Origin of the sequence: Bradyrhizobium sp. 41S5, assembly GCF_011516665.3 — a bacterium.
Taxonomy (GTDB): Bacteria; Pseudomonadota; Alphaproteobacteria; order Rhizobiales; family Xanthobacteraceae; genus Bradyrhizobium; species Bradyrhizobium quebecense.
In genome coordinates this window covers 3795773-3815931 of the sequence record NZ_CP083721.1, presented here as the reverse complement: position 1 = coordinate 3815931, position 20159 = coordinate 3795773, and the positions used below count along the sequence as shown (strand labels likewise).

Genomic DNA, 20159 nt, shown 5'->3' with positions numbered 1-20159 from the left:
GCGATGTCAAGCCGCGCGCGCGGAACCCTGGGGATGCCGGCGCCGGCTCCGCCTAGAATCCACCGGCATTCTGGTCGGCGTTAACCTCGGCGCCGGCCCGCGCCCGGCGCGCACTGTTGACCAGTTGGCCCGGGCGGTCTTCCCGGTTGGGCTTGGCGGTCGCCAGCCGCAGCACGGCGCCGTAGCCCGGCTGGACTTCCATCCGGTCGGCATAGCGGCTTCCGCTTAGGATGCGGTGGACGCGCGGCAGGTTGTAGCAGGGCACGTAGAACAGCAGATGATGCTCGAGGTGATAGTTCACATAGTACGGCGCGATGAACAGCCGCTCGAGGACATTGGCTCGCGTGGTGCGGGTGTTGCGCAAGGGATCGGCGCTGTCGGGCACGACGGCATGTTCGGCGATGTTGCGGATCCGCGTAATCACCATCATCCAGGTCAGCAGCGGCACCAGCCACAGCAGCGGATAGGCCCACCACACGCCCGCGGCGGCAAGTCCGGCGAACAGCAGCGCGTTGGTGACGCATTGCGGACCGAGCTTCTGCCAGAAATTGGCGGCGCGCCGCGATAGCGGCCACTCTTTCGGCCCGATCGCATTGAGCAGCTGCGCCTTGCGCTGCTGGTATCCGGTCTGCCCGGTGATGTCGCGGAGGAATTTCCGGCGGTAGCTCATCTTGGTGATCGGAAACGGCGCCGACAGCACGAGATCCGGATCATCCTCCTGCTGCGTCCGGGCGTGATGCTGCAGATGATAGCGGCGATAGCCGCGGGTTTCGGCGAAGATCGGATAGGCGCAGAACCACTGGCTCAGCGTCAGATTGGTCTTCTCGTTCGCGGAGAGACAGCCATGCGCACCGTCATGCATCAGGATGGCGAGCCCGAGCTGGCGCGAGCCGATGATCGCAACAGCAAGCAGATAGGTCAGCGGATTGGGCCACCACGCGACCAGCGCGATCGCGCCCAGGATCAGGGCCCAGGCGTGCACGATCAGGGCTGCGCCCTTCCACGTCGTGCGTTGCCGGACGGCAACCAGTTCGTCCTCGGTGAGGAAATCGCGGGCACGCATGCGTAGCGCGGTCATGAGCTCGTCTCCCCGTCCGTTGAGGGTGAATGATCGCGATCGCCGACCAGGCGCAGCCGCGATCCATCATTGGCCGATGTCGATGTCGCCTGCTCGCCGAGCGCGCGCAGCAATTCGCGGCACATCTCCTCGGCGCCGCGGCCCATCGCAAAACCCTCGACGATCACGCCGATCGCAATCGCCCAGAACCGCCGCGAGCTCTCCTCGGGCGCGCGCAGCGAGCGCCAGCCGTGTCGCTCGACCTGATCCGCATAGGCGCGCGCGCCTTCGCCGTGCAGACGCTCGATGGTGCGCTCGACCAAGGGTGCGAGATCCTGCCGGCGCCGGGTCAGGGTCAGGGCCTCGGCGAAGAAGGCGACCGTGTCGGTCGCGGTCACGGTCTCGGCCAAGGCGTGGGTGTAATCCCGCGGCGTGTGGGCCTTCAGGGCGGCCTGCTCGGTCGCGCGCGCGAGGTAAAGCATGTCGCGGCTGGCGGCTTCCACGAACAGCGCTTCCTTGGTGCGGAAGTAATAGGTGATCTGGCTCGGAAAAGCGTCGGCGGCTGCGGCGATGTCGGAGATCGACGTGCCCGAGAGCCCGCGCTCCTTGAACAGGCGGCTGGCGGCATCGAGCAGCAGCGAGCGCATCTTGCGCCCCGCCGACCGCGTCGCGCGAACCGCGTGCTTCGGATCGGGCGCAGACATGCCGCTGGCGGTCTCCGAACCCATCGATCTTCCTCCCGTCAGATATTTGTATGATATACAAACAAAGAAATCAACCGGAAATCGTCGAAAGCTGCGCCAGGCGGCCCGAGCGGCTACGACCGCCCGCAAATCCGCAAGGCCGAGAACCTTTCGCGGACCCTTGCCTTCGCGGCCAAAATCCGTATAACGCGCCCCATTCGTGGGCTCCGGCCGGGAGCTGAACGGACGGTCTCAGCAAATTCACCCGTTGATTTTGATGTGGCAGGGCCAGTCGGCCCGTCGTCCCGTGCTCCCGCCTTCTGAGCAGCTCGAGTCCTTTCCGAAGGTCTCGAAGGGCTTGTCGCCGGAACCCGCGCCAACACAGGAAAGGACAACCATGCCTCTTTATGAGCATGTTTTTCTCGCGCGTCAGGATGCGAGCACCCAGCAGGTGGATGAACTGACGGCCCAGATGACGGGTATCGTCGAACAGGGCGGCGGCAAGGTCACCAAGACCGAGAGCTGGGGCGTGCGCTCCCTCACTTACCGCATGAACAAGAACCGCAAGGCGCATTTCGTGCTGATGAACATCGACGCACCGTCGGCTGTCGTCACCGAGATCGAGCGCCAGGAGCGGATCAGCGAAGACGTCATCCGCTATCTCACCGTGCGCGTCGAAGAGCACGAGGAAGGCCCGTCCGCGATGATGCGCAAGGCCGACCGTGACCGCGAGCGCGATGATCGTGGCGGTGGTTTCCGCGGCGACCGCGAAGGCGGCTTCCGTGGTGATCGCGATGGCGGCGGCTTCCGCGGCGATCGTAGCCCGCGCCGTCCGCGCGAAGAAGAAGCTGCGACCGAGGAGTAATGAATCATGGCTGATGCTGGTGCCCGCCGTCCGTTTTTCCGTCGTCGCAAGTCCTGCCCGTTCACGGGCGCGAATGCGCCGAAGATCGACTACAAGGATTCCAAGCTGCTGATGCGTTACGTCTCCGAGCGCGGCAAGATCGTGCCGAGCCGCATCACGGCCGTGTCCGCCAAGAAGCAGCGTGAGCTCGCCCGCGCCATCAAGCGCGCGCGCTTCCTCGGCCTGCTGCCCTACGTTATTCGCTAACCGTTTCCAGCCGGCGGCACGCGCCGCCGGCCGCTCATTCTCATAAGGCTTCCGGGTCGTCCGGTCGCCGATGGTTGGGGTTCTCGACAGAGTGCCTCTAACCGCTCGAAAGGAGCGGGACAGCTGATGATCGCGATCCTCATTGTTGCACTTGCCGCCGGCGCCGCGTCGGCGCTGATGTTCGCCTCGATCAGTTCGGGCGCGCTGATCTCGTTGCTGCTGTACTTTCTTGCGCCGCTGCCGCTGATGGTGTCGGCGCTCGCTTGGGGACCGCTTGCCGCAGCCATCGGCGGTGTCGCTGCCGCCTCCGTGCTCGGCGCGATCTTCGGACTCCCTTATTGCATCGCGTTTGCCATGATCGTCGCGCTGCCCGGCTGGTGGCTCGGCCACCTCGCGCTGCTCGGACGGCCGATCGCGGGCGCAGCCGGCGACAGCATAGCCCAGCAGCCGCCTGCGCTTGAATGGTACCCCGTCGGCCGTATCCTGCTCTGGGTCGCGGCCTTCGCCATCATCACCACAACCGCCGCGCTGCTCACGCTCGGCTCGGATGCCGGCACAGTCACCGGTACTTTGCGGCGCGGTCTGCTTAAGGTGCTGAGCGCTGGCGAAGGGCTGCCCAGCGGTGAGATCGAGCGATTGGTCGACGTGCTGGTGATCCTCGCGCCCCTCGCCGCAACAATCCTCGCGATGGTCACGCTGACGCTCAGCCTGTGGCTCGCCGGCAAGATCGCACAAACCTCCGGGCGGCTGAATCGACCATGGCCGGAGCTCCGCAGCACCGCCCTCCCCGCCATGACGCTGGTCGCGTTGTTGGTGGCGGTCGCCGTCAGCTTCGCCGGCGGCATGCTTGCGCTGCTGGCGCAGATCGTGACCGCTGCGCTCGTGATCGCCTATGCGCTGGTCGGCTTCGCCGTGCTGCACACCCTGACGCTGTCGCTCGCCAATCGCGGCTTCTGGCTCGGCGGCATCTACGCCGTCGTCGTCATGTTCGGCTGGCCGATCGTCGCAATCTTCGCGCTCGGCATCGCCGACGCCGTGTTCGGCCTGCGCCAGCGCTATCTGCAGACACGGCCGCCGCCTCTGCCTGCGGAGTGAGATTCGATCCAACCACTTAAACCCGATACTTAGCCTCTAAAGGAGAACGAAAATGGAAGTCATTCTGCTGGAACGCGTTGCCAAGCTTGGTCAGATGGGCGAAGTCGTGCGCGTCAAGGACGGGTTCGCCCGCAACTTCTTGCTGAAGCGCGGCAAGGCGCTGCGCGCCACCGATGCGAACCGCGCCAAGTATGACGGCATGAAGGCCGAGCTCGAGGCCAACAACATCAAGGCCAAGGGCGAAGCCGCCGTGGTCGCCGAGAAGATCGACGGCCGCGACATCATCATCATCCGCCAAGCCTCCGAGTCCGGCCAGCTGTTCGGCTCGGTCACTGTGCGCGACATCGTCGTTGCGCTGGCCGCCGACGGCGTCACGGTTGCGCGTCCGCAGGTCTGGCTCGACTCGCCGATCAAGGTGATCGGGCAGCAGAAGGTGACCATCGCCGTCCACCCCGAGGTCGAGACCAGCGTCACCGTGACGGTCGCCCGCTCCGCCGAAGAGGCCGAGCGGATCAAGCGCGGCGAGGACATCTCGACCCGCCAGGAAGACCAGGACGCTGCCGCCGAAGCGCTCGCCGCCGCCGGCGAATTCTTCGATCCGGAAGCGCAGCACGACGACGAGGCCGCGCCGGCTCCGGCTGCCGAAGAGAAGTAAGCGTCTCTTCATCCCTCCATCGACTGAAGCCCGGCCCCATCAGGCCGGGCTTTGGATTCGTGCAGCCGCCTGATCGTCGAGCATCGCGATCGACGCGAGCGCCGTCGCGGTATGCTTTTCCTTGCCGTCGATGATGCAGAACACGTCGGCTGCGACGACGGCGACCTGGCGTCCCGGCTTGATCACGCGCGCCCGGCAGATCAGGCGATCGCCCGATGCCGGCGACAGCAGGTTCAGCTTGTACTCGGCCGTCAGCGCCGGCTGGCCACGCGACGTCGCCGCCGCAATCGTGGTGGCGTTGTCGACCAGGAACGCCGTGACCCCGCCGTGAAACAGGCCATGTTGCTGCAACAGCTCAGGCCGCCGGTCGACCGCGAGCGTGCACGCGCCGCGCGACAGCTCGGCCACCTCAGCACCGACAAGACCCATGAAGCCCTGACGGCCGACATTGTCGCGAATCCGCGTCGCGATCGGCGCAAAGTCCGGATCGGTCTCGTTCATGACGTCCCTCCTGCTCGCTCCGGCGCACCCGGCGCCACCACCGCGCGGATCGCGCAGGCGATCAGCGTCTCGACCTGTTCGCGCGGATCACCGGCATGGCGGCCCGACAGATAGGCGCGGCAAAAGATCTGCGCCGGCCCGATGATCTGGCTGAAGAAAAGTGTCGCGCTCATCGGCAGCAACTCGCCGCGCGCGAGCAGCGGCGCGCGCCAGCGCTCGATGCCATCGGTGAGCCGCGAGTTCTCGGTGTGCTGCGCGCCGCGCACCTCCTCGCTCCACTCGCTGCGCGAAATCTCGAACAGAAAGCGCGCCTCGCGCCTGAAGGTCACGACCCAATCGAGATGGGCGCGGATCAGCCGCGCAACGCCCTCGCCGGCGCCGTGCGTGTCGTTGACCGCGGTGATGATCGCGGCGTGGTAGGCCTGCAGGATCTCCAGGAACAGGGTTCCGGCAAGCTGCTTCTTCGAGGTGAAGAAGTGGAAGAAGCTGCCGTTGGACGCGCGGGCGCGGGAGCGGATCTCGGCCACCGTCGCGCCCTCGAACCCGTCGCGGTCGAACACCGCCAGTCCCGCCGCCAAGAGATCGTCGCGTGCCGTACTCACCCCGGCTCCTTCCTGATTAGATCGTTACTCTAGAGTTTTACTCTAGTGGCAGTCAAATGATAACGCCGGACCTCACGGCCCGGCGTTGGCGATCACTTCGACGTCGGCGCTTCCGGCGGACCGGAGCCCGGCGTCGTCGGGGGCGGCGGAGGCGGCGCAGCCGCGGTTACCGGCGGCGCGGCGGGCGCCGGTGCGGGCGATGCGGCAGCGGCCGGCTCGGGCGCAGGGGAAGCGGCGGGAGCCGCGGGCGTGACCTGCGGAACCGGGTCGGATCGCATGGCAGCTGGTTCGCTGCCCGCATTGCTCTTGGGCGTATCGACCTTGGGCGCATCGACCTTGGCCGTGTCGGGCTGGCTGGCTGGATTCGCCGGCTGCTCGGCCTCACCCTTGTCTTCGCGCTTGACGGCGGTCTGGGATTTGGGCTCGTCGCCCGCCGCCTCGCCCTTGGGCGCCTCGTCCGACTTCGGCTCCTCGACCGGCTTGCCGCGACGGCCGTGTTTCTGGCGCGACGGCCTGCCCTCGCCCGCGGCCTGCGGGATCTGGCCATCGTCCGGCTGGGCACCATCAGGCGTCTCGCTCGGGCGCGCCATGCGCCGGCCGCGGTGGGCGGGACGTGCTTCCGGATTCAAACCGTCGGCATCGGGCTTCGCACCGTCCTTGACGCCTTCCTGCGGCGCCGCACCCTGATGCTGCCGGCGAGACGGGCGCTCGGCCGGCTGCTCCGGCGACTGGTTTGCCTCCCGGCGGCCGTCCCGGCCCTTCGCCCCCTTGGGCTGATCCTTGGCCTGGTAGCGCGGATCGTTGGCGCCGTTCGAAATCAGATAGGACGCCAGCACGCCGGCCATGTCGCTCGACGTCGTGTAGTGCTGGCGCAGGAAGCCCGGTAGCGAGCCGGCAGGTACGGTCTTCAAGAGACCGCGCGGGCTCTTGTGGCAGGCCGTGCAGGTGTTGGCGAAGATCTGGGAGGGGCTTTTGCCGGCCTCGAGGTTTTGCGCTTGCGCTGATACGGCTGACAGGCAGCCAATCAGAAGCGTCACCGTCGCCAGACTGAGGGCTCGGCTCACCATTCCTTAAGTCTCCAGATTCCGGAAAAATCGCCGCCTGCGCCTCATGGATGGGCCGCGGCGGTCACCTTTTAGCCGATTATCACGCGAATGGAAGCGGGCGCGTGACGCATCCACGCAATTGTCATATTTTGGAATATCGGCTTTGAGCACAACGCAATAGCGCGATCCAATTCCCTGCCTATGTTTAGGCTGGGGACACATTGGAGTGATCAGCTCCGGTGGTGTCAGTGTGCAGCTTGCCGTTCCGTTGGTGCTTCGATGGACCGATTGTTGCGATTTTTCCTGGGGCGCTTCATCCGCCGCGGTTCGATCACGTTCACGACCGCGAGCGGCGCCAAATTCACCTGTGGTGACGGCACGGGCATTCCCGTCGCCGCACGGTTCATGACCAGGGCAGCCGAACTGCGCATTCTGGTCGATCCCGAGCTTTACCTCGGCGAAGCCTTCATGGACGGCACGTTCGTGGTGGAGCAAGGCACCATCGCCGATGTGCTGGCTGTCTTGATGGGCCAGGCGGCCATGTTGCCGAACTTTGCCAGGCTGCAGGCCTGGGTTCGTTTCCTCGGGCGGCGCGCCCAGCAGCTCAATGCGCGCGGCCGGTCCCGGAGCAATGTCGCCCGTCATTACGACCTCGACGGCCGCCTCTATTCCCTCTTCCTCGACGCTGACAAGCAATACAGCTGCGCCTATTTCGAGACGCCGGACTCGACGCTGGACGATGCCCAGCTCGCCAAGAAGCGCCACCTCGCCGCAAAACTCCTGATCAAGCCCGGCGACCGCGTCCTCGACATCGGTTCCGGCTGGGGCGGACTGGGGCTCTATCTCGCCGAGATGAGCGGCGCCGACGTCACCGGCGTCACGCTATCGACCGAGCAGCTGCAGATCTCCAACGCCCGGGCGGCGGAGAAGAACCTGGCGCATTCGGCGCGTTTCCTGCTGGAGGACTACCGCGACATCCCCGGCCCGTTCGACCGCATCGTCTCGGTCGGCATGTTCGAGCATGTCGGGGTCACGTTTTACGAAACCTTCTTCAAGCGCTGCGCCGAGCTGCTGAGCGATGACGGCGTCATGCTGCTGCACTCGATCGGCCGCTCGACCGGTCCCGACGTGACCAGCCCCTGGATCCGGAAATACATCTTCCCCGGCGGTTACATTCCGGCGCTCTCCGAGGTCATGCCGGCGATCGAGAAGGCCGGACTGCTGATCTGCGACATGGAGATCCTGCGCCTGCACTATGCGGAGACCCTGAAGGCGTGGCGCGACCGCTTCATGGCGCGACGCGAGGAAGCGGTGCGGCTTTACGACGAGACCTTTGCCCGGATGTGGGAATTCTATCTGGCGGCCTCGGAGATGTCGTTCCGGGTGCAGAACATGATGAACTTCCAGCTGCAGCTGACCAAGCGCCAGGGCATCGTGCCGATGACCCGCGATTACATCGGACGCGAGGAAGGCCGCCTCCGGCTCAAGGAAGCCGGCGCCGCAAAACCCCGGCTGCAACTCGCCGGCGAATAGGCCTGAAAGAACCGGTATTGCTAGTTGCGCAGTAGGCCGAGCCGCAATGGGCGAAGGTCGGCGCCGGACGCGCCAAGTGAGTGGCGGCGGCCGAAATCAGGCTGATGTCGCAGGGAACGCTCCGAACCTCTGGACGCGCCGCCTGCTCCATCGCATCGACAAGCGACGCCAGCCAGCGGCAGTCCATCCTGCCTGCCCGGCCGAGCCTCGGTCGCGCTGTCTGAAACTCTCGAGCCATCGTCACCGTGTCTTCCCTGAACGAAGACAACCCGGAATCCGCCGGGTCGTTCCCGCGAACCTGCCGCAAAGAAAATGCGACAGGTGTGATCTGCTTCACAGAGGTTCGTTCCGGGCTGTCGTAGTGGTTCGGGATGACCCGAAAACCGCACCAGACGATGTTGGACCCGCAACGCGACCTCGTGACCGACTACGCCTTGATCGCAACCGGCGTGGCCGCCGCCTTGATCGCGCTGGCTTTCCTCATCCTGGTCTGAGGAACCGAGGCCAGCACCGACCTCGTCGATGGTTGGGCGCGGCAGCCCGGAAAAAGGTTCAGGCCGCGTCAGATTTTTGCCAACCACATCGCTGACCGGCCGGGCTCCGCCTGGTTTCGGGCAAAGCGCAGTCAAGCGGAATGCATCCGGCCACCCCGGATTCACACATCGCATTGTGTGAATCGTGCATAAGAAACATCCGTCCTTTCGCTTCGTGCCGGGCTGGCGCTTGATCGCGGCCCCACAGCCGAAAATCTCAGTAACGACGAAATCAGAAGAATAAGCTCGTCCATGGCCTTGATTGATTCGAACGTCCACAAGCTCGCGCCCGACGCCGCATCCCCGACCTATCGGAGCGCGCCGCACAACATCGAAGCGGAACAGGGGCTGCTGGGCGCGATACTGGTCAACAATGATGCCTTCTACCGGGTCTCCGATTTCCTGGAGGCGAAGCACTTCTTCGAAGCCATCCATCAGCAGATCTATGACACGGCCGGCAGTCTGATCCGGATGGGCAAGGTCGCAAATCCCGTGACCTTGAAGACGTTCCTGCCTGCCGATCTGGACCTTGGCGGCATGACGGTCAGCCAATACCTCGCTCGCCTCGCCGCCGAAGCGACCACCATCATCAACGCGCAGGACTACGGACGTACCGTCTATGATCTCAGCCTGCGCCGCAACCTGATCCAGATCGGCGAGGAGATCGTCAACGTCGCCTACGACGCACCGGTCGATTTTGCCCCGCGCGCGCAGATCGAGGACGCCGAACGGCAGCTCTACAGCCTTGCCGAAACCGGCCGCTACGACGGCGGCTTCCAGCGCTTTGCGGATGCACTCACGGTCGCCGTCGACATGGCGGCGAAGGCGTTTCAGCGCGACGGCAAATTGTCCGGCATTTCGACCGGGCTGCGCGACCTCGACGCCAAGATGGGCGGATTGCAGCCAAGCGACCTGATCGTGCTCGCCGGCCGTCCCGGCATGGGCAAGACCTCGCTCGCCACCAACATCGCCTACAACATTGCCAGGGCCTATGTCCCCGAGGTGCAGGCCGACGGCACCACCAAGGCGGTGAACGGCGGCGCGGTCGGCTTCTTCTCCTGCGAAATGAGCGGCGAACAGCTCGCCACCCGTATTCTCGCCGAGCGCACCGGCATTCCCTCCAGCCATATCCGGCGCGGCGGTATCTCCGAGCTCGATTTCGAGAAGATCCGCGACTGCTCGATCGAGTTGCAGTCACTGCCGTTCTACGTCGACGAAACCGGCGGTCTCTCGATCTCTCAGCTCACCGCGCGCGCCCGCCGCCTCAAGCGGCAGAAGGGTCTCGACCTGATTGTGATCGACTACATCCAGCTGTTGCAGGGCTCGGGCAAGCGCGGCAACGACAACCGCGTGCAGGAAATCACCGAGATCACCACCAATTTGAAAGCGCTGGCGAAGGAGCTCAACGTCCCCGTGATCGCGCTGTCGCAGCTCTCGCGCCAGGTCGAAAACCGCGACGACAAGCGGCCCCAGCTTTCGGACCTGCGCGAATCCGGCTCGATCGAGCAGGACGCCGACGTCGTGATGTTCGTGTACCGCGAGGAATACTATCTCGCGAACAAGGAACCACGGCCCGGCACCCCGGAGCACGCGACCTGGCAAGCCGAAATGGAGCGCGCGCTCGGCAAGGCCGAAGTCATCATCGGCAAGCAGCGCCACGGTCCGACCGGCACCGTCGAGCTGCACTTCGAAGCCAGCGTCACCCGGTTCGGCGATCTCGCATCGGACGGACTGGTCCCGGATCGCCCCCCCTCCTACTAATGGTGGGATAGTTGAAGGCGGCCCGCCCCGCTTGTACAACTGAGCCATGAATATCGTGACCGACGCGAAATCGCAGCTGACGCCCGAAGCCAGTTTGCTGGCGGCCTATCCGACCGCCACCGGCATCCTCACCGTCGATCTCGACGCCATCATCGCCAACTGGCGCAAGCTCGAGAAGACCGCGGTCCCGGCGGAATGCGCCGCCGTGGTGAAGGCCAACGCCTATGGTTGCGGCGCCGAGCAGGTATCGCGGGCGCTGGCCAGGGCCGGCTGCAAGACCTTCTTCGTCGCCACCGTCGAGGAGGCCGCCGTGGTGCGCGCGGCCGTTCCGCAGGCAACCGTCTATGCGCTCGGCGGCTTCTTCCAGCAGACCGGCGACGCCTACGCCAGGATCGACTGCAAGCCGGTCATCGGCGATCTCAACGAGCTCGCCGAATGGGACGTGTTCTGCCGCCGCTCCGGCTGGTCCGGCGGCGCCGCCATCCATATCGACACCGGCATGAACCGGCTCGGGCTGACGGTCAGCGAAGCGCAAGGCATCATCCCGCGGATCAACGCCGGCGATCACGGCATCACGCTGGTGATGAGCCACCTCGTCTCCGCCGAACTGCTCAACAACCCCGCCAACGCCAGGCAGCTGGCGAGCTTCCGCGAGATCGCGAGCCTGTTCACCGGCGTGCCGGCCTCGCTCGCGAACTCCTCCGGCGTGTTCCTCGGCGCGCAATTCCAGTTCGAGATGGTGCGGCCGGGCTGCGCGCTCTACGGCGTCAACCCGACGCCGGAGGCCGACAACCCGATGCAGCAGGTGGTCGACCTCAAGGCGCGCATCGTGCAGATCCGCAACATCGATCGCGGCGAGACCGTCGGCTATGGCGGCACCTGGACCGCGCGCCGGCCGACCCGGCTTGCGATCGTCTCCGCGGGCTATGCGGACGGCTATTTCCGCGCCGCCAGCGCCAATGACGGCACCCGTGGCGCCGAAGTCGTGGTCGCCGGCAAGCGCTGCCCGATCGCCGGCCGCGTCTCGATGGATCTGATAGCGGTCGACGTCACCGATCTCGACAAGAGTGCCGTGCGGCGCGGCCACATGGTGACGCTGATCGGCGAAGGCATCACGGTCGATGAGCTCGCGCATCATTTCGGCACCATCGGCTACGAGGTGCTGACCAGCCTCGGTCGCCGCTTCGTGCGCATCTACAAGGGCGGCGATGCCGTCGCCGCAAGCAGCGACGCTGCGACTGAGAAGAGCGAGCCGGCCGCGGCGCAAGCAGCGCCTCCGGCCTTGCCGGCGGCAGCGCCGCCTGCACCGCCACCATTGCCTGCCGCCGCGCCAACGGCACCGTCCACCTGACGCGATCGAGGTTCGCGATTGCGCATGAAGATCGCGACCTTCAACATCAACAACGTCAATCGCCGGCTCCCCAACCTGCTGCGCTGGCTTAAATCGGACAGGCCCGACGTCGTCAGCTTGCAGGAGTTGAAGGCCAGCGACGCCGAATTTCCGGCGGCCGCGCTCGAGAAGGCCGGTTACGGCGCGGTGTGGCAGGGACAGAAGACCTGGAACGGCGTCGCCATCCTCGCGCGCAACGCCGAGCCGGTCTTGATCCGCACCGCCCTGCCCGGCGACCGCGACGACCATGAGGCGCGCTACATCGAGGCCGCGGTGCGCGGCATCGTCGTGACCAGCCTTTACCTTCCGAACGGCAATCCGCAGCCCGGCCCGAAATTCGACTACAAGCTGGCCTGGTTCAAGCGGCTGCGCGCCCACGCCGCCAAGCTGCTCAAGCAGGAGGTCCCCGTGGTGCTCGCCGGCGACTACAACGTCGCGCCGACGCCTCTTGACATCTATCCGACCCGCTCCTGGGACAAGGATGCGCTGATCCAGCCGAAGAGCCGCGCCGCTTTCAAGGCGCTGGTCGACCAAGGCTGGTGCGATGCGCTCCGCACGCTGCATCCGGATGCGCCGATGTTCACCTTCTGGGACTACAAGCGCAATCGCTGGCCGCGCGATGCAGGCCTCCGGCTCGATCATCTGCTGCTCAGCCCCGACATGGCGTCGCGGCTTCTGAAGGCCGGTGTCGACCGGGGCGTTCGTGGCGAGGAAGGCGCCAGCGATCACGCGCCAGCGTGGGTGGTGTTGAGGTGATCGATATGTTTGCGCGCGTGCCGCCATCCACGCCGTCGTCCCGGCCTGCGCCGGGACGACACCGAACATGTGGCTCCGCCAGCGAGTCATACTCTCGTATTCTCGCGACATGCACGCGAGTGCGGCCGGATGTGGCGGACCGGGGACAGCCGGAGGTGGTCATGACGAACGCATCCGTCAGGATGTCGACATGGTGACGGTGCGCGTCAACTACCGGTTCGGCGGCCCGGCCGTCGCGAAGTACTGACGCTGCGCACACTTGCATGTCCCTGGTTCAGGGGGCCTTGCGCGTTCTCGAACCATGAGGTCACACTGAGCCTTCGCTTTCGAGGCACGCATCCAGCGTGGCTCGGGAACACGTCCCGGAGTGCGCGTGGGCTTCCTGTTCGTCCTCGTCGTCGGCCTGGTTGCCGGCACCATCTCGGGCATCGTCGGCACCGGCTCGTCGATCATGCTGATGCCGGTGCTGGTCTATCAGTACGGGCCGAAGCAGGCGGTGCCGATCATGGCGGTCGCCGCCGTGATGGCCAATCTGTCGCGCATCCTGGCCTGGTGGCGCGAGGTCGACTGGCGCGCCTGCGCCGCCTACTCGATCACCGGGATTCCGGCCGCAGCGCTTGGCGCGCGCACCCTGCTCGCTCTGCCCTCGCGCGCGGTCGATATTGCGATCGGCCTGTTCCTGATCGCGATGGTGCCGGTGCGGCACTGGCTGGCGCAGCACAGGCTGAAAGCCAATCTCTGGCATCTCGCAATCGGCGGCGCGCTGATCGGCTATCTCACCGGCATCGTGGCCTCGACCGGCCCGCTCAGCGTGCCGCTGTTTTTGTTCTACGGCCTCAGCAAGGGCGCGTTCCTCGCCACCGAAGCGGCAAGCTCGCTCGGGCTCTACGTCAGCAAGTCGGTGACTTTCGAGCGGTTCGGCGCGCTGACACCAGACATCGCGATGAAGGGCCTGATCGCCGGCGCCTCGCTGATGGCCGGCGCCTTCATCGCCAAGCGCTTCGTGCTGCAGATGAAGCCGGAGTCGTTTCGCCTGATCATGGACGGCATCATGCTGGCGGCGGGCACGGCGTTGCTGTGGTCGGCAATGACGTCGTAGAATCCGCCCCCTGCGCATCAAACGCCACGCTTTCCTCATTCCGTGCTAATGGGTGTTGCGGATTCGAAACCACCGCTGAACCAATCCCATCGATGGCCAAATCGACCCTCTCCTTCGTCTGCCAGAACTGCGGCGCGGCGTATAATCGCTGGCAGGGCAAGTGCGATTCCTGCGGCGAGTGGAATACGCTGGCCGAGGAAGACACCACGGGCTCGGTGCCGGTCTCGATCCGCAGCAAGCGCAAGGGGCGGACATTCGCGCTGGAATCGCTGTCCGGCAAAACCCAGGACGCGCCGCGGCTGTCGTCGGGCATGGCCGAATTCGACCGCGTCACCGGCGGCGGCTTCGTCCGCGGCTCGGTGCTCCTGGTCGGCGGCGATCCCGGCATCGGAAAATCCACGCTGCTGACCCAGGCCACCAGCATGATGGCGCGCGCAGGCCACCGCGCGGTCTACATATCGGGCGAAGAGGCGGTCGCTCAGGTGCGGCTGCGCGCCGAGCGGCTCGGGCTCGCGGACGCGCCGGTGCAGCTCGCCTCCGAAACCTCGGTCGAGGACATCGTCTCGACGCTGTCGGAAGGCGCGGTGCCGCGCCTGATCGTGATCGACTCGATCCAGACCATGTGGACCGACACGGTCGAGTCCGCGCCCGGCACGGTGACCCAGGTCCGCGCCTCGGCACAGGCCCTCATTCGCTTCGCCAAGAAAACAGGGGCAACCATCATCCTGGTCGGGCATGTGACCAAGGACGGCCAGATCGCCGGCCCCCGCGTGGTCGAGCACATGGTCGATGCGGTGCTGTCGTTCGAGGGCGAAGGCTCGCAGCAGTTCCGCATCCTGCGCTCGGCGAAGAACCGCTTTGGCGCGACCGACGAGATCGGCGTGTTCGAGATGACCGGGCTCGGCCTGCGCGAGGTCACCAATCCGTCGGAATTGTTCCTCTCCGAACGCGAGCTCGGCAGTCCCGGTACAGCGGTGTTCGCCGGTATCGAGGGCACCCGCCCGGTGCTGGTCGAGTTGCAAGCGCTGGTGGCGCCGACCTCGCTCGGCACGCCGCGCCGCGCCGTGGTCGGCTGGGATCCGAGCCGGCTGTCGATGGTGCTGGCGGTGCTGGAGGCACATTGCGGCGTCAAATTGTCCGGACATGACGTCTATCTCAATGTCGCGGGCGGCCTGCGCATCCAGGAGCCGGCCGCGGACCTCGCCGCGGCGGCCGCGCTGGTCTCTTCCCTGGTGAATGCGCCCCTACCGACGGACGCGGTCTATTTCGGCGAAATTTCGCTGTCCGGCGCGATCCGTCCGGTGGCGCAGACCCCGGCCCGGCTGAAGGAGGCCCTCAAGCTCGGCTTCGGCCGCGCCATCCTGCCCGAATCGGCGCGCGGCGATGGCGGCGGCGATAGCGGGCTCGCGCTGAACAGCGTCGGCAATCTGACCACGCTGGTCGCCGAAATTGCGGCGCGCGGCACGCCCCGGGGCGGCCGGGCTGCGCCACGGGAAGATCAGGGTGGCTCCAGAGGCGCTGATGCGGCTGAGAAAAATGCCACACCGGCCCGATTCCGTCGCGAGACCAGTTAAAGCGGGCGTGACGTATCAGCCCCCCGCCGCTATACATCCGCCGCGCGGGACAGGTGGTGTTGCGGCCTTGCCGAATGCCCCCGACGCGCCTCAGTTAGGACGGCACCGACTTTGCCGATTCGCGAGCCCTTAACAGCGGACCCAAACGTACCAGCGGACCTGACCAGCCGATGCCCATAACGATACTTGATCTCGTCCTGCTCGGCGTGATGCTGATCTCGGGCCTGCTTGCCATGGTGCGCGGCTTCATGCGCGAGATCCTGTCGATCGCGGCCTGGGGCGCCGCCGCCCTGGTCACCCTGTATGCTTTCTCGAAGCTGCTGCCGACCGCCAAAACCTACTTCAATAACGACACGGTCGCGGCCGTGGTCGTGGTGGCCGGCGTCTTCATCGGCACGCTGATCGTGGTCTCGATCGTCACGGTGCGGATCTCGGACATGATCCTGGATTCCCGGATCGGCGCGCTCGACCGCACCCTCGGCTTCCTGTTCGGGCTCGCCCGCGGCCTGCTGATCGTGGTCGTGGCGTTCATGTTCTTCACCTGGCTGGTTCCGGACAAGCAGCGGCCCGATTGGGTGACCGGCGCGAAGTCCCGGGTGGTGCTGCAGGGAACCGGGGATTGGCTGATGGCGCTCTTGCCTGACGACCCCGAGAACACCATCTTAAAGAAGTTCAAGAAGAATAAGCCGGACGACGATTCTGCGGCTGATACCAACGATCAGGCAACGCCGGCGTCCGGCGATGGCTACAGCAAACCTGCGCGTGACAGCTTGAAAAAGCTGATCGAGAAACCCGCGGGCCGATAACGTATTTGGGCCCCTCACGAGAGGCGATGAACGAGATGCAAACCCCTTCCGATCACGCCGCCCAAATGGATCTCGACCTCGGCCCGATCGAAATGCAGGACCATCTTCGACAAGACCATCTCCGACACGACCACCGGGACGACGATCTCAGATACCACCCCGATCTCGATGGCGACACGCTCCGCGAGGAATGCGGCGTGTTCGGCGTCTTCGGCCACCCCGAGGCCGCCGCGATCACCGCGCTCGGCCTGCACGCCCTGCAACATCGCGGCCAGGAGGCCGCCGGCATCGTCTCCTTCGACGGCGGCCGCTTCCACAGTGAACGCCGCCTCGGCCTGGTCGGCGACGCCTTCTCCCGCCGCGAGGTGATCGATCGCCTGCCCGGCAACGCCGCGGTCGGCCATGTCCGCTACTCCACCACCGGCGGCACCATCCTGCGCAACGTGCAGCCGCTGTTCGCCGAGCTCAGCGCCGGCGGCTTTGCGGTCGGCCATAACGGCAATCTGACCAACGGCCTCACCCTGCGCCGCGAGTTGGTCAAGGGGGGCGCCATGATGCAGTCGACCACCGACACCGAGGTGATCCTGCATCTCGTGGCGCAGTCCAAGCGCACCCGCTTCATCGACCGTTTCATCGAGGCGCTGCGCACCATCGAAGGCGCCTATGCGCTGGTCGCGCTGACCAACAAGAAGCTGGTCGGCGCCCGCGATCCGCTCGGCATCCGTCCGCTGGTGCTCGGCGATCTCGACGGCCATCCGATCCTGACGTCGGAGACCTGCGCGCTCGACATGATCGGCGCGAAATATGTCCGCGACATCGAGCCCGGCGAGATCATCGTGTTCGACGAGCGGGGCGCGCACAGCCACAAGCCGTTCCCGCCGAAGCCGGCGCGGCCCTGCATCTTTGAGTACATTTATTTCGCGCGGCCGGATTCGATCGTCGGCGGCCGCTCGGTGTACGACGTGCGCAAGGCGTTCGGCGCCCAGCTCGCGCGCGAGAGCCATCCCGAGGTCGACGTCGTGGTGCCCGTGCCGGATTCCGGCGTGCCCGCCGCGGTCGGCTACAGCCAGTATTCCGGCGTGCCGTTCGAGCTCGGCATCATCCGCAACCACTATGTCGGCCGCACCTTCATCCAGCCGACCCAGACCGTGCGCGAGCTCGGCGTGCGCATGAAGCATTCGGCGAACCGCGCCGCGATCGAAGGCAAGCGCATCATCCTGATCGACGACTCGCTGGTGCGCGGCACCACCTCGAAGAAGATCGTGCGCATGATGCGCGATGCCGGCGCCCGCGAGGTGCATTTCCGCCTCGCCTCGCCGCCGATCCTCTATCCCGACTATTACGGCATCGACCTGCCGGATCGCGGCGGCCTGCTCGCCGCGACCCATTCGCTCGAGGAGATGCGCGACATCATCGGCGCCGACTCGCTGGCCTTCCTGTCGATCGACGGCATGTACCGCGCGATGGGCTATGAAGGGCGCGACCCGGCCAATCCGAGATTCGCCGACCATTGCTTCACCGGCGCCTATCCGACCCACCTCACCGACCAGAGCGAAACCGAGGCTCCGCCGCGCCAGCTCTCGCTGCTGGCCGAGGCGAGCTGAGGCCACCACCGCTGTCGTCCCTGCGAAAGCAGGGACCCATAACCACCGGCCCTCGTTTTTTCGGGCGGCATCGGTTACGAACGCCTTTGTACGACACGACCGCCGCGGCGTATGGGTCCCTGCTTTCGCAGGGACGACCACGATAGAGTTACGCTCATGACAAAACCCCTCGCCTCCCGTATTGCCCTCGTGACCGGCGCCTCGCGCGGAATCGGCTATGCGACATCCGTCGCGCTGGCTAAGGCCGGCGCGCATGTCGTGGCAGTGGCGCGCACGCAAGGAGGGCTGGAAGAGCTCGACGACGAGATCCGCAAGGACGGCGGCAGCGCCACGCTGGTGCCACTCTCGCTCACCGATTACGACGGCATCGCGCGGCTGGGGCTCGCGCTGCATGAGCGCCACGGCAAGCTCGACATCCTGGTCGGCAATGCCGGCACTGCCGGCCCGTCGTCGCCGCTCGGCCATATCGAGCTGAAGCCGTGGAACGACGTGTTCGCGATCAACGTCACCGCGAATTTCCAGCTGATCCGCTGCATGGACCCGCTGCTGCGCCAGTCCGAAGCCGGCCGTGCGGTGTTCGTCACGTCAGGCGTGGCGCACAAGGCCAACGCCTATCTCGGCCCCTATGCCGCGTCGAAGGCCGCGCTGGATGCGCTGGTGCGCTCCTGGGCCAACGAGACCGCCAACACGGCGCTGCGCGTCAACCTGTTCAGCCCCGGGCCGATCCGCACCCGGATGCGCGCACAGGTGTTTCCCGGCGAAGACCCGATGACGCTGGACACGCCCGACATGGCCGCCGAATTCATCGTGCCGATGTGTTCGCCGGAGTGGACCGAAACCGGCAAGCTCTACGACTACAAAGCGCGCACGCTGCGGAGCTTCCAGCCGCCGGCGTGAGGACCAGCAAATTCTCCCGTCATTGCGAGCGAAGCGAAGCGATCCATCTTGCGGCATGCGCGGACGCATGGATTGCTTCGTCGCTTCAGCGCAAAATTGCTTTTGCAATTTTGTCGCGAGCTCCTCGCAATGACGGCGGTACCGGTTGACTCGTTCCCCTCCCCGCGATTGACTGCCCTCCGCAGCGGGACCACCGCCAAGAAAAATCTCGGGAGGCATCATGACGCCGACGTTCAATCGCGCGCGCTCCATTCTGTCCGGATTGTTTCTCTCAGCCGGCATCGCATCGTCAGCCCTTTTTGCTCCGCTCTCGCCCGCCAGGGCCGGTGACGTCCCGACCTTCGCGGTCGACGCGTCTTGGCCCAAGCAGCTGCCGAACAACTGGATCATCGGCCAGGTCGGGGGCATCACCGTCGACTGGCAGGGACATATCTGGGTGGTCCACCGGCCGCGCTCGCTGACCGATGGCGAGAAGGCGGCTAGCCTCATGCCGCCGCGCGCGAAATGCTGCGTGGCTGCACCGCCGGTGCTGGAGTTCGATGTCGACGGCAATCTGCTGCGGGCCTGGGGCGGTCCCGGCGACGGCTATCAATGGGTCGGCCGCGAGCACGGCATCGAGGTCGACGAACGCGGCTTCGTCTGGATCGGCGGCAATGCCGATGACGACAGCGCGATCCTGAAGTTCTCGCTCGACGGGAAGTATCTCGGCCAGATCGGCAAGATCGCAGCACGCACCAACAGCAACGACACCACCCAGCTCGGCCGCCCCGCCGAGATGGCGATCGACAAGGATGCCAACGAGCTCTACATCGCCGACGGCTATGGCAACCGCCGCGTCATCGTGTTCGACGCCACCACGCTGGCCTACAAGCGGCACTGGGGCGGCTACGGCAAGCTCCCCACCGACGACAAGCAGCCGCCTTATGATCCGAGCGCCGCGGTGCAGGAGCAGTTCGGCAACCCCGTGCATTGCATCAAGATCGCCAATGACGGGCTGGTCTATGTCTGCGACCGCAGCCAGGACCGCATCCAGGTCTTCCAGAAGAACGGCACCTTCGTCAGAGAATGGTTCTACGAGAAGAACACCCGCGGCGACGGCGCCGTGTTCGATCTCGCGCTGTGGCCCGATCCGAAGCAGACCTATCTGCTCAACGCCGACGGCGCCAACAACGAGATCCGCGTGCTGAAGCGCGACAACGGCAGCGTGGTCGGCACCTTCGGCCATAGCGGCCGCAATGCCGGACAGTTTGCCCTGCTCCACGTCATGGCGGTCGATCAGAAGGGCAACGTCTACACCGGCGAGGTCGAGGGCAAGCGGATCCAGAAATTCAGGCTGACCTCGGAGGCGCTCAAATAAGCGGCACCCAGAGCTTCGGTTCTGATTGAATCATGACGCTTCGACGCAGCTCATCCGGCTTTATGCGGATTGCCGCTCGCCAAAGGAAAGGGTAAGCGG

The 20159-nt window shown here is 65.9% G+C and carries 20 protein-coding genes; 15 read left to right on the top strand and 5 right to left on the bottom strand.

Features of this window, described 5'->3' with window-relative positions; all coding sequences use genetic code 11:
* Window positions 1-52 precede the first annotated feature (52 nt).
* Together HAP47_RS18110 and HAP47_RS18105 are read right to left on the bottom strand one after the other, a co-directional pair.
* The gene (locus HAP47_RS18110) at window positions 53-1078 is read right to left on the bottom strand and encodes a fatty acid desaturase family protein (protein WP_173643191.1); all 1026 of its coding nucleotides are present in this window, start codon (window positions 1076-1078) and stop codon (window positions 53-55) included.
* Window positions 1075-1785 carry a TetR/AcrR family transcriptional regulator C-terminal domain-containing protein gene (locus tag HAP47_RS18105; protein ID WP_173643190.1) on the bottom strand — a complete coding sequence of 237 codons (711 nt, stop codon included), beginning with the start codon at window positions 1783-1785 and terminating at the stop codon, window positions 1075-1077. The genes HAP47_RS18110 and HAP47_RS18105 overlap by 4 nt, the downstream gene beginning before the upstream one ends.
* Before the next feature lie 352 nt (window positions 1786-2137).
* On the opposite strand from HAP47_RS18105, the gene rpsF reads away from it, so the two are divergent.
* From rpsF to rplI, 4 genes are all read left to right on the top strand, one after another.
* The gene (rpsF, locus tag HAP47_RS18100) at window positions 2138-2605 is read left to right on the top strand and encodes a 30S ribosomal protein S6 (RefSeq protein ID WP_173643641.1); all 468 of its coding nucleotides are present in this window, start codon (window positions 2138-2140) and stop codon (window positions 2603-2605) included.
* Window positions 2606-2611: 6 nt separating this feature from the next.
* The gene (gene rpsR / locus HAP47_RS18095; RefSeq protein WP_016844287.1) at window positions 2612-2851 is read left to right on the top strand and encodes a 30S ribosomal protein S18; all 240 of its coding nucleotides are present in this window, start codon (window positions 2612-2614) and stop codon (window positions 2849-2851) included.
* Between the two features lie 126 nt (window positions 2852-2977).
* Window positions 2978-3946 carry a hypothetical protein gene (locus tag HAP47_RS18090; RefSeq protein WP_173643189.1) on the top strand — a complete coding sequence of 323 codons (969 nt, stop codon included), beginning with the start codon at window positions 2978-2980 and terminating at the stop codon, window positions 3944-3946.
* 52 nt (window positions 3947-3998) lie between these two features.
* On the top strand, window positions 3999-4601 hold the full coding sequence (rplI, locus tag HAP47_RS18085) for a 50S ribosomal protein L9 (protein WP_173643188.1): 603 nt from the start codon (window positions 3999-4001) through the stop codon (window positions 4599-4601).
* A gap of 39 nt (window positions 4602-4640) precedes the next feature.
* Here rplI and HAP47_RS18080 read toward each other — a convergent pair whose 3' ends face one another.
* The 3 genes from HAP47_RS18080 to HAP47_RS18070 all read right to left on the bottom strand — a co-directional run bounded on the left by HAP47_RS18080 (window position 4641) and on the right by HAP47_RS18070 (window position 6771).
* Window positions 4641-5102 carry a PaaI family thioesterase gene (locus HAP47_RS18080; RefSeq protein ID WP_097675616.1) on the bottom strand — a complete coding sequence of 154 codons (462 nt, stop codon included), beginning with the start codon at window positions 5100-5102 and terminating at the stop codon, window positions 4641-4643.
* Window positions 5099-5704, bottom strand: coding sequence for a TetR/AcrR family transcriptional regulator (locus HAP47_RS18075; protein WP_173643187.1), 606 nt, complete (start codon window positions 5702-5704; stop codon window positions 5099-5101). Before HAP47_RS18075 ends, HAP47_RS18080 begins: the two co-directional genes overlap by 4 nt.
* A gap of 92 nt (window positions 5705-5796) precedes the next feature.
* Entirely contained in the window at window positions 5797-6771 is a 975-nt protein-coding gene (locus HAP47_RS18070; RefSeq protein ID WP_173643186.1) for a hypothetical protein, read from the bottom strand.
* A gap of 258 nt (window positions 6772-7029) precedes the next feature.
* Between HAP47_RS18070 and HAP47_RS18065 the strand changes: the two genes are divergently transcribed.
* The 11 genes from HAP47_RS18065 to HAP47_RS18020 all read left to right on the top strand — a co-directional run bounded on the left by HAP47_RS18065 (window position 7030) and on the right by HAP47_RS18020 (window position 20060).
* Window positions 7030-8283 (top strand): SAM-dependent methyltransferase, encoded by a 1254-nt coding sequence (locus tag HAP47_RS18065; RefSeq protein ID WP_173643185.1) that lies wholly within the window; start codon window positions 7030-7032, stop codon window positions 8281-8283.
* Window positions 8284-8654: 371 nt separating this feature from the next.
* The gene (locus tag HAP47_RS41340) at window positions 8655-8777 is read left to right on the top strand and encodes a hypothetical protein (protein ID WP_256460480.1); all 123 of its coding nucleotides are present in this window, start codon (window positions 8655-8657) and stop codon (window positions 8775-8777) included.
* A gap of 291 nt (window positions 8778-9068) precedes the next feature.
* Window positions 9069-10577 (top strand): replicative DNA helicase, encoded by a 1509-nt coding sequence (locus HAP47_RS18060; protein ID WP_173643184.1) that lies wholly within the window; start codon window positions 9069-9071, stop codon window positions 10575-10577.
* 46 nt (window positions 10578-10623) lie between these two features.
* Window positions 10624-11928: an alanine racemase gene (gene alr / locus HAP47_RS18055; protein WP_173643183.1), complete on the top strand. Its 1305-nt coding sequence runs from the start codon at window positions 10624-10626 to the stop codon at window positions 11926-11928.
* A gap of 24 nt (window positions 11929-11952) precedes the next feature.
* Entirely contained in the window at window positions 11953-12723 is a 771-nt protein-coding gene (locus HAP47_RS18050; RefSeq protein ID WP_173643182.1) for an exodeoxyribonuclease III, read from the top strand.
* 373 nt (window positions 12724-13096) lie between these two features.
* Window positions 13097-13822 (top strand): sulfite exporter TauE/SafE family protein, encoded by a 726-nt coding sequence (locus HAP47_RS18045; RefSeq protein WP_173643181.1) that lies wholly within the window; start codon window positions 13097-13099, stop codon window positions 13820-13822.
* Between the two features lie 92 nt (window positions 13823-13914).
* Window positions 13915-15396 carry a DNA repair protein RadA gene (gene radA, locus HAP47_RS18040; RefSeq protein ID WP_176396311.1) on the top strand — a complete coding sequence of 494 codons (1482 nt, stop codon included), beginning with the start codon at window positions 13915-13917 and terminating at the stop codon, window positions 15394-15396.
* Window positions 15397-15566: 170 nt separating this feature from the next.
* Window positions 15567-16202: a CvpA family protein gene (locus HAP47_RS18035; protein WP_173637103.1), complete on the top strand. Its 636-nt coding sequence runs from the start codon at window positions 15567-15569 to the stop codon at window positions 16200-16202.
* A gap of 26 nt (window positions 16203-16228) precedes the next feature.
* On the top strand, window positions 16229-17806 hold the full coding sequence (gene purF / locus HAP47_RS18030) for an amidophosphoribosyltransferase (protein WP_173637104.1): 1578 nt from the start codon (window positions 16229-16231) through the stop codon (window positions 17804-17806).
* A gap of 156 nt (window positions 17807-17962) precedes the next feature.
* A complete protein-coding gene (locus tag HAP47_RS18025; protein WP_173637105.1) occupies window positions 17963-18703 on the top strand; it encodes an SDR family NAD(P)-dependent oxidoreductase in 741 nt (246 codons plus the stop codon).
* 220 nt (window positions 18704-18923) lie between these two features.
* Entirely contained in the window at window positions 18924-20060 is a 1137-nt protein-coding gene (locus tag HAP47_RS18020) for a hypothetical protein (protein WP_173637106.1), read from the top strand.
* The last annotated feature ends 99 nt before the right edge of the window (window positions 20061-20159 follow it).

Excerpts from the sequence above, each read along its gene's own strand:
- HAP47_RS18110 (WP_173643191.1), bottom strand. The coding sequence starts at position 1,078 with ATGACCGCGCTACGCATGCGTGCCCGCGATTTCCTCACCGAGGACGAA.
- HAP47_RS18105 (WP_173643190.1), bottom strand. The coding sequence starts at position 1,785 with ATGGGTTCGGAGACCGCCAGCGGCATGTCTGCGCCCGATCCGAAGCAC.
- rpsF (WP_173643641.1), top strand. The coding sequence starts at position 2,138 with ATGCCTCTTTATGAGCATGTTTTTCTCGCGCGTCAGGATGCGAGCACC.
- rpsR (WP_016844287.1), top strand. The coding sequence starts at position 2,612 with ATGGCTGATGCTGGTGCCCGCCGTCCGTTTTTCCGTCGTCGCAAGTCC.
- HAP47_RS18090 (WP_173643189.1), top strand. The coding sequence starts at position 2,978 with ATGATCGCGATCCTCATTGTTGCACTTGCCGCCGGCGCCGCGTCGGCG.
- rplI (WP_173643188.1), top strand. The coding sequence starts at position 3,999 with ATGGAAGTCATTCTGCTGGAACGCGTTGCCAAGCTTGGTCAGATGGGC.
- HAP47_RS18080 (WP_097675616.1), bottom strand. The coding sequence starts at position 5,102 with ATGAACGAGACCGATCCGGACTTTGCGCCGATCGCGACGCGGATTCGC.
- HAP47_RS18070 (WP_173643186.1), bottom strand. The coding sequence starts at position 6,771 with ATGGTGAGCCGAGCCCTCAGTCTGGCGACGGTGACGCTTCTGATTGGC.
- HAP47_RS18065 (WP_173643185.1), top strand. The coding sequence starts at position 7,030 with ATGGACCGATTGTTGCGATTTTTCCTGGGGCGCTTCATCCGCCGCGGT.
- HAP47_RS41340 (WP_256460480.1), top strand. The coding sequence starts at position 8,655 with ATGACCCGAAAACCGCACCAGACGATGTTGGACCCGCAACGCGACCTC.
- HAP47_RS18060 (WP_173643184.1), top strand. The coding sequence starts at position 9,069 with ATGGCCTTGATTGATTCGAACGTCCACAAGCTCGCGCCCGACGCCGCA.
- alr (WP_173643183.1), top strand. The coding sequence starts at position 10,624 with ATGAATATCGTGACCGACGCGAAATCGCAGCTGACGCCCGAAGCCAGT.
- HAP47_RS18050 (WP_173643182.1), top strand. The coding sequence starts at position 11,953 with ATGAAGATCGCGACCTTCAACATCAACAACGTCAATCGCCGGCTCCCC.
- radA (WP_176396311.1), top strand. The coding sequence starts at position 13,915 with ATGGCCAAATCGACCCTCTCCTTCGTCTGCCAGAACTGCGGCGCGGCG.
- HAP47_RS18035 (WP_173637103.1), top strand. The coding sequence starts at position 15,567 with ATGCCCATAACGATACTTGATCTCGTCCTGCTCGGCGTGATGCTGATC.
- purF (WP_173637104.1), top strand. The coding sequence starts at position 16,229 with ATGAACGAGATGCAAACCCCTTCCGATCACGCCGCCCAAATGGATCTC.
- HAP47_RS18025 (WP_173637105.1), top strand. The coding sequence starts at position 17,963 with ATGACAAAACCCCTCGCCTCCCGTATTGCCCTCGTGACCGGCGCCTCG.
- HAP47_RS18020 (WP_173637106.1), top strand. The coding sequence starts at position 18,924 with ATGACGCCGACGTTCAATCGCGCGCGCTCCATTCTGTCCGGATTGTTT.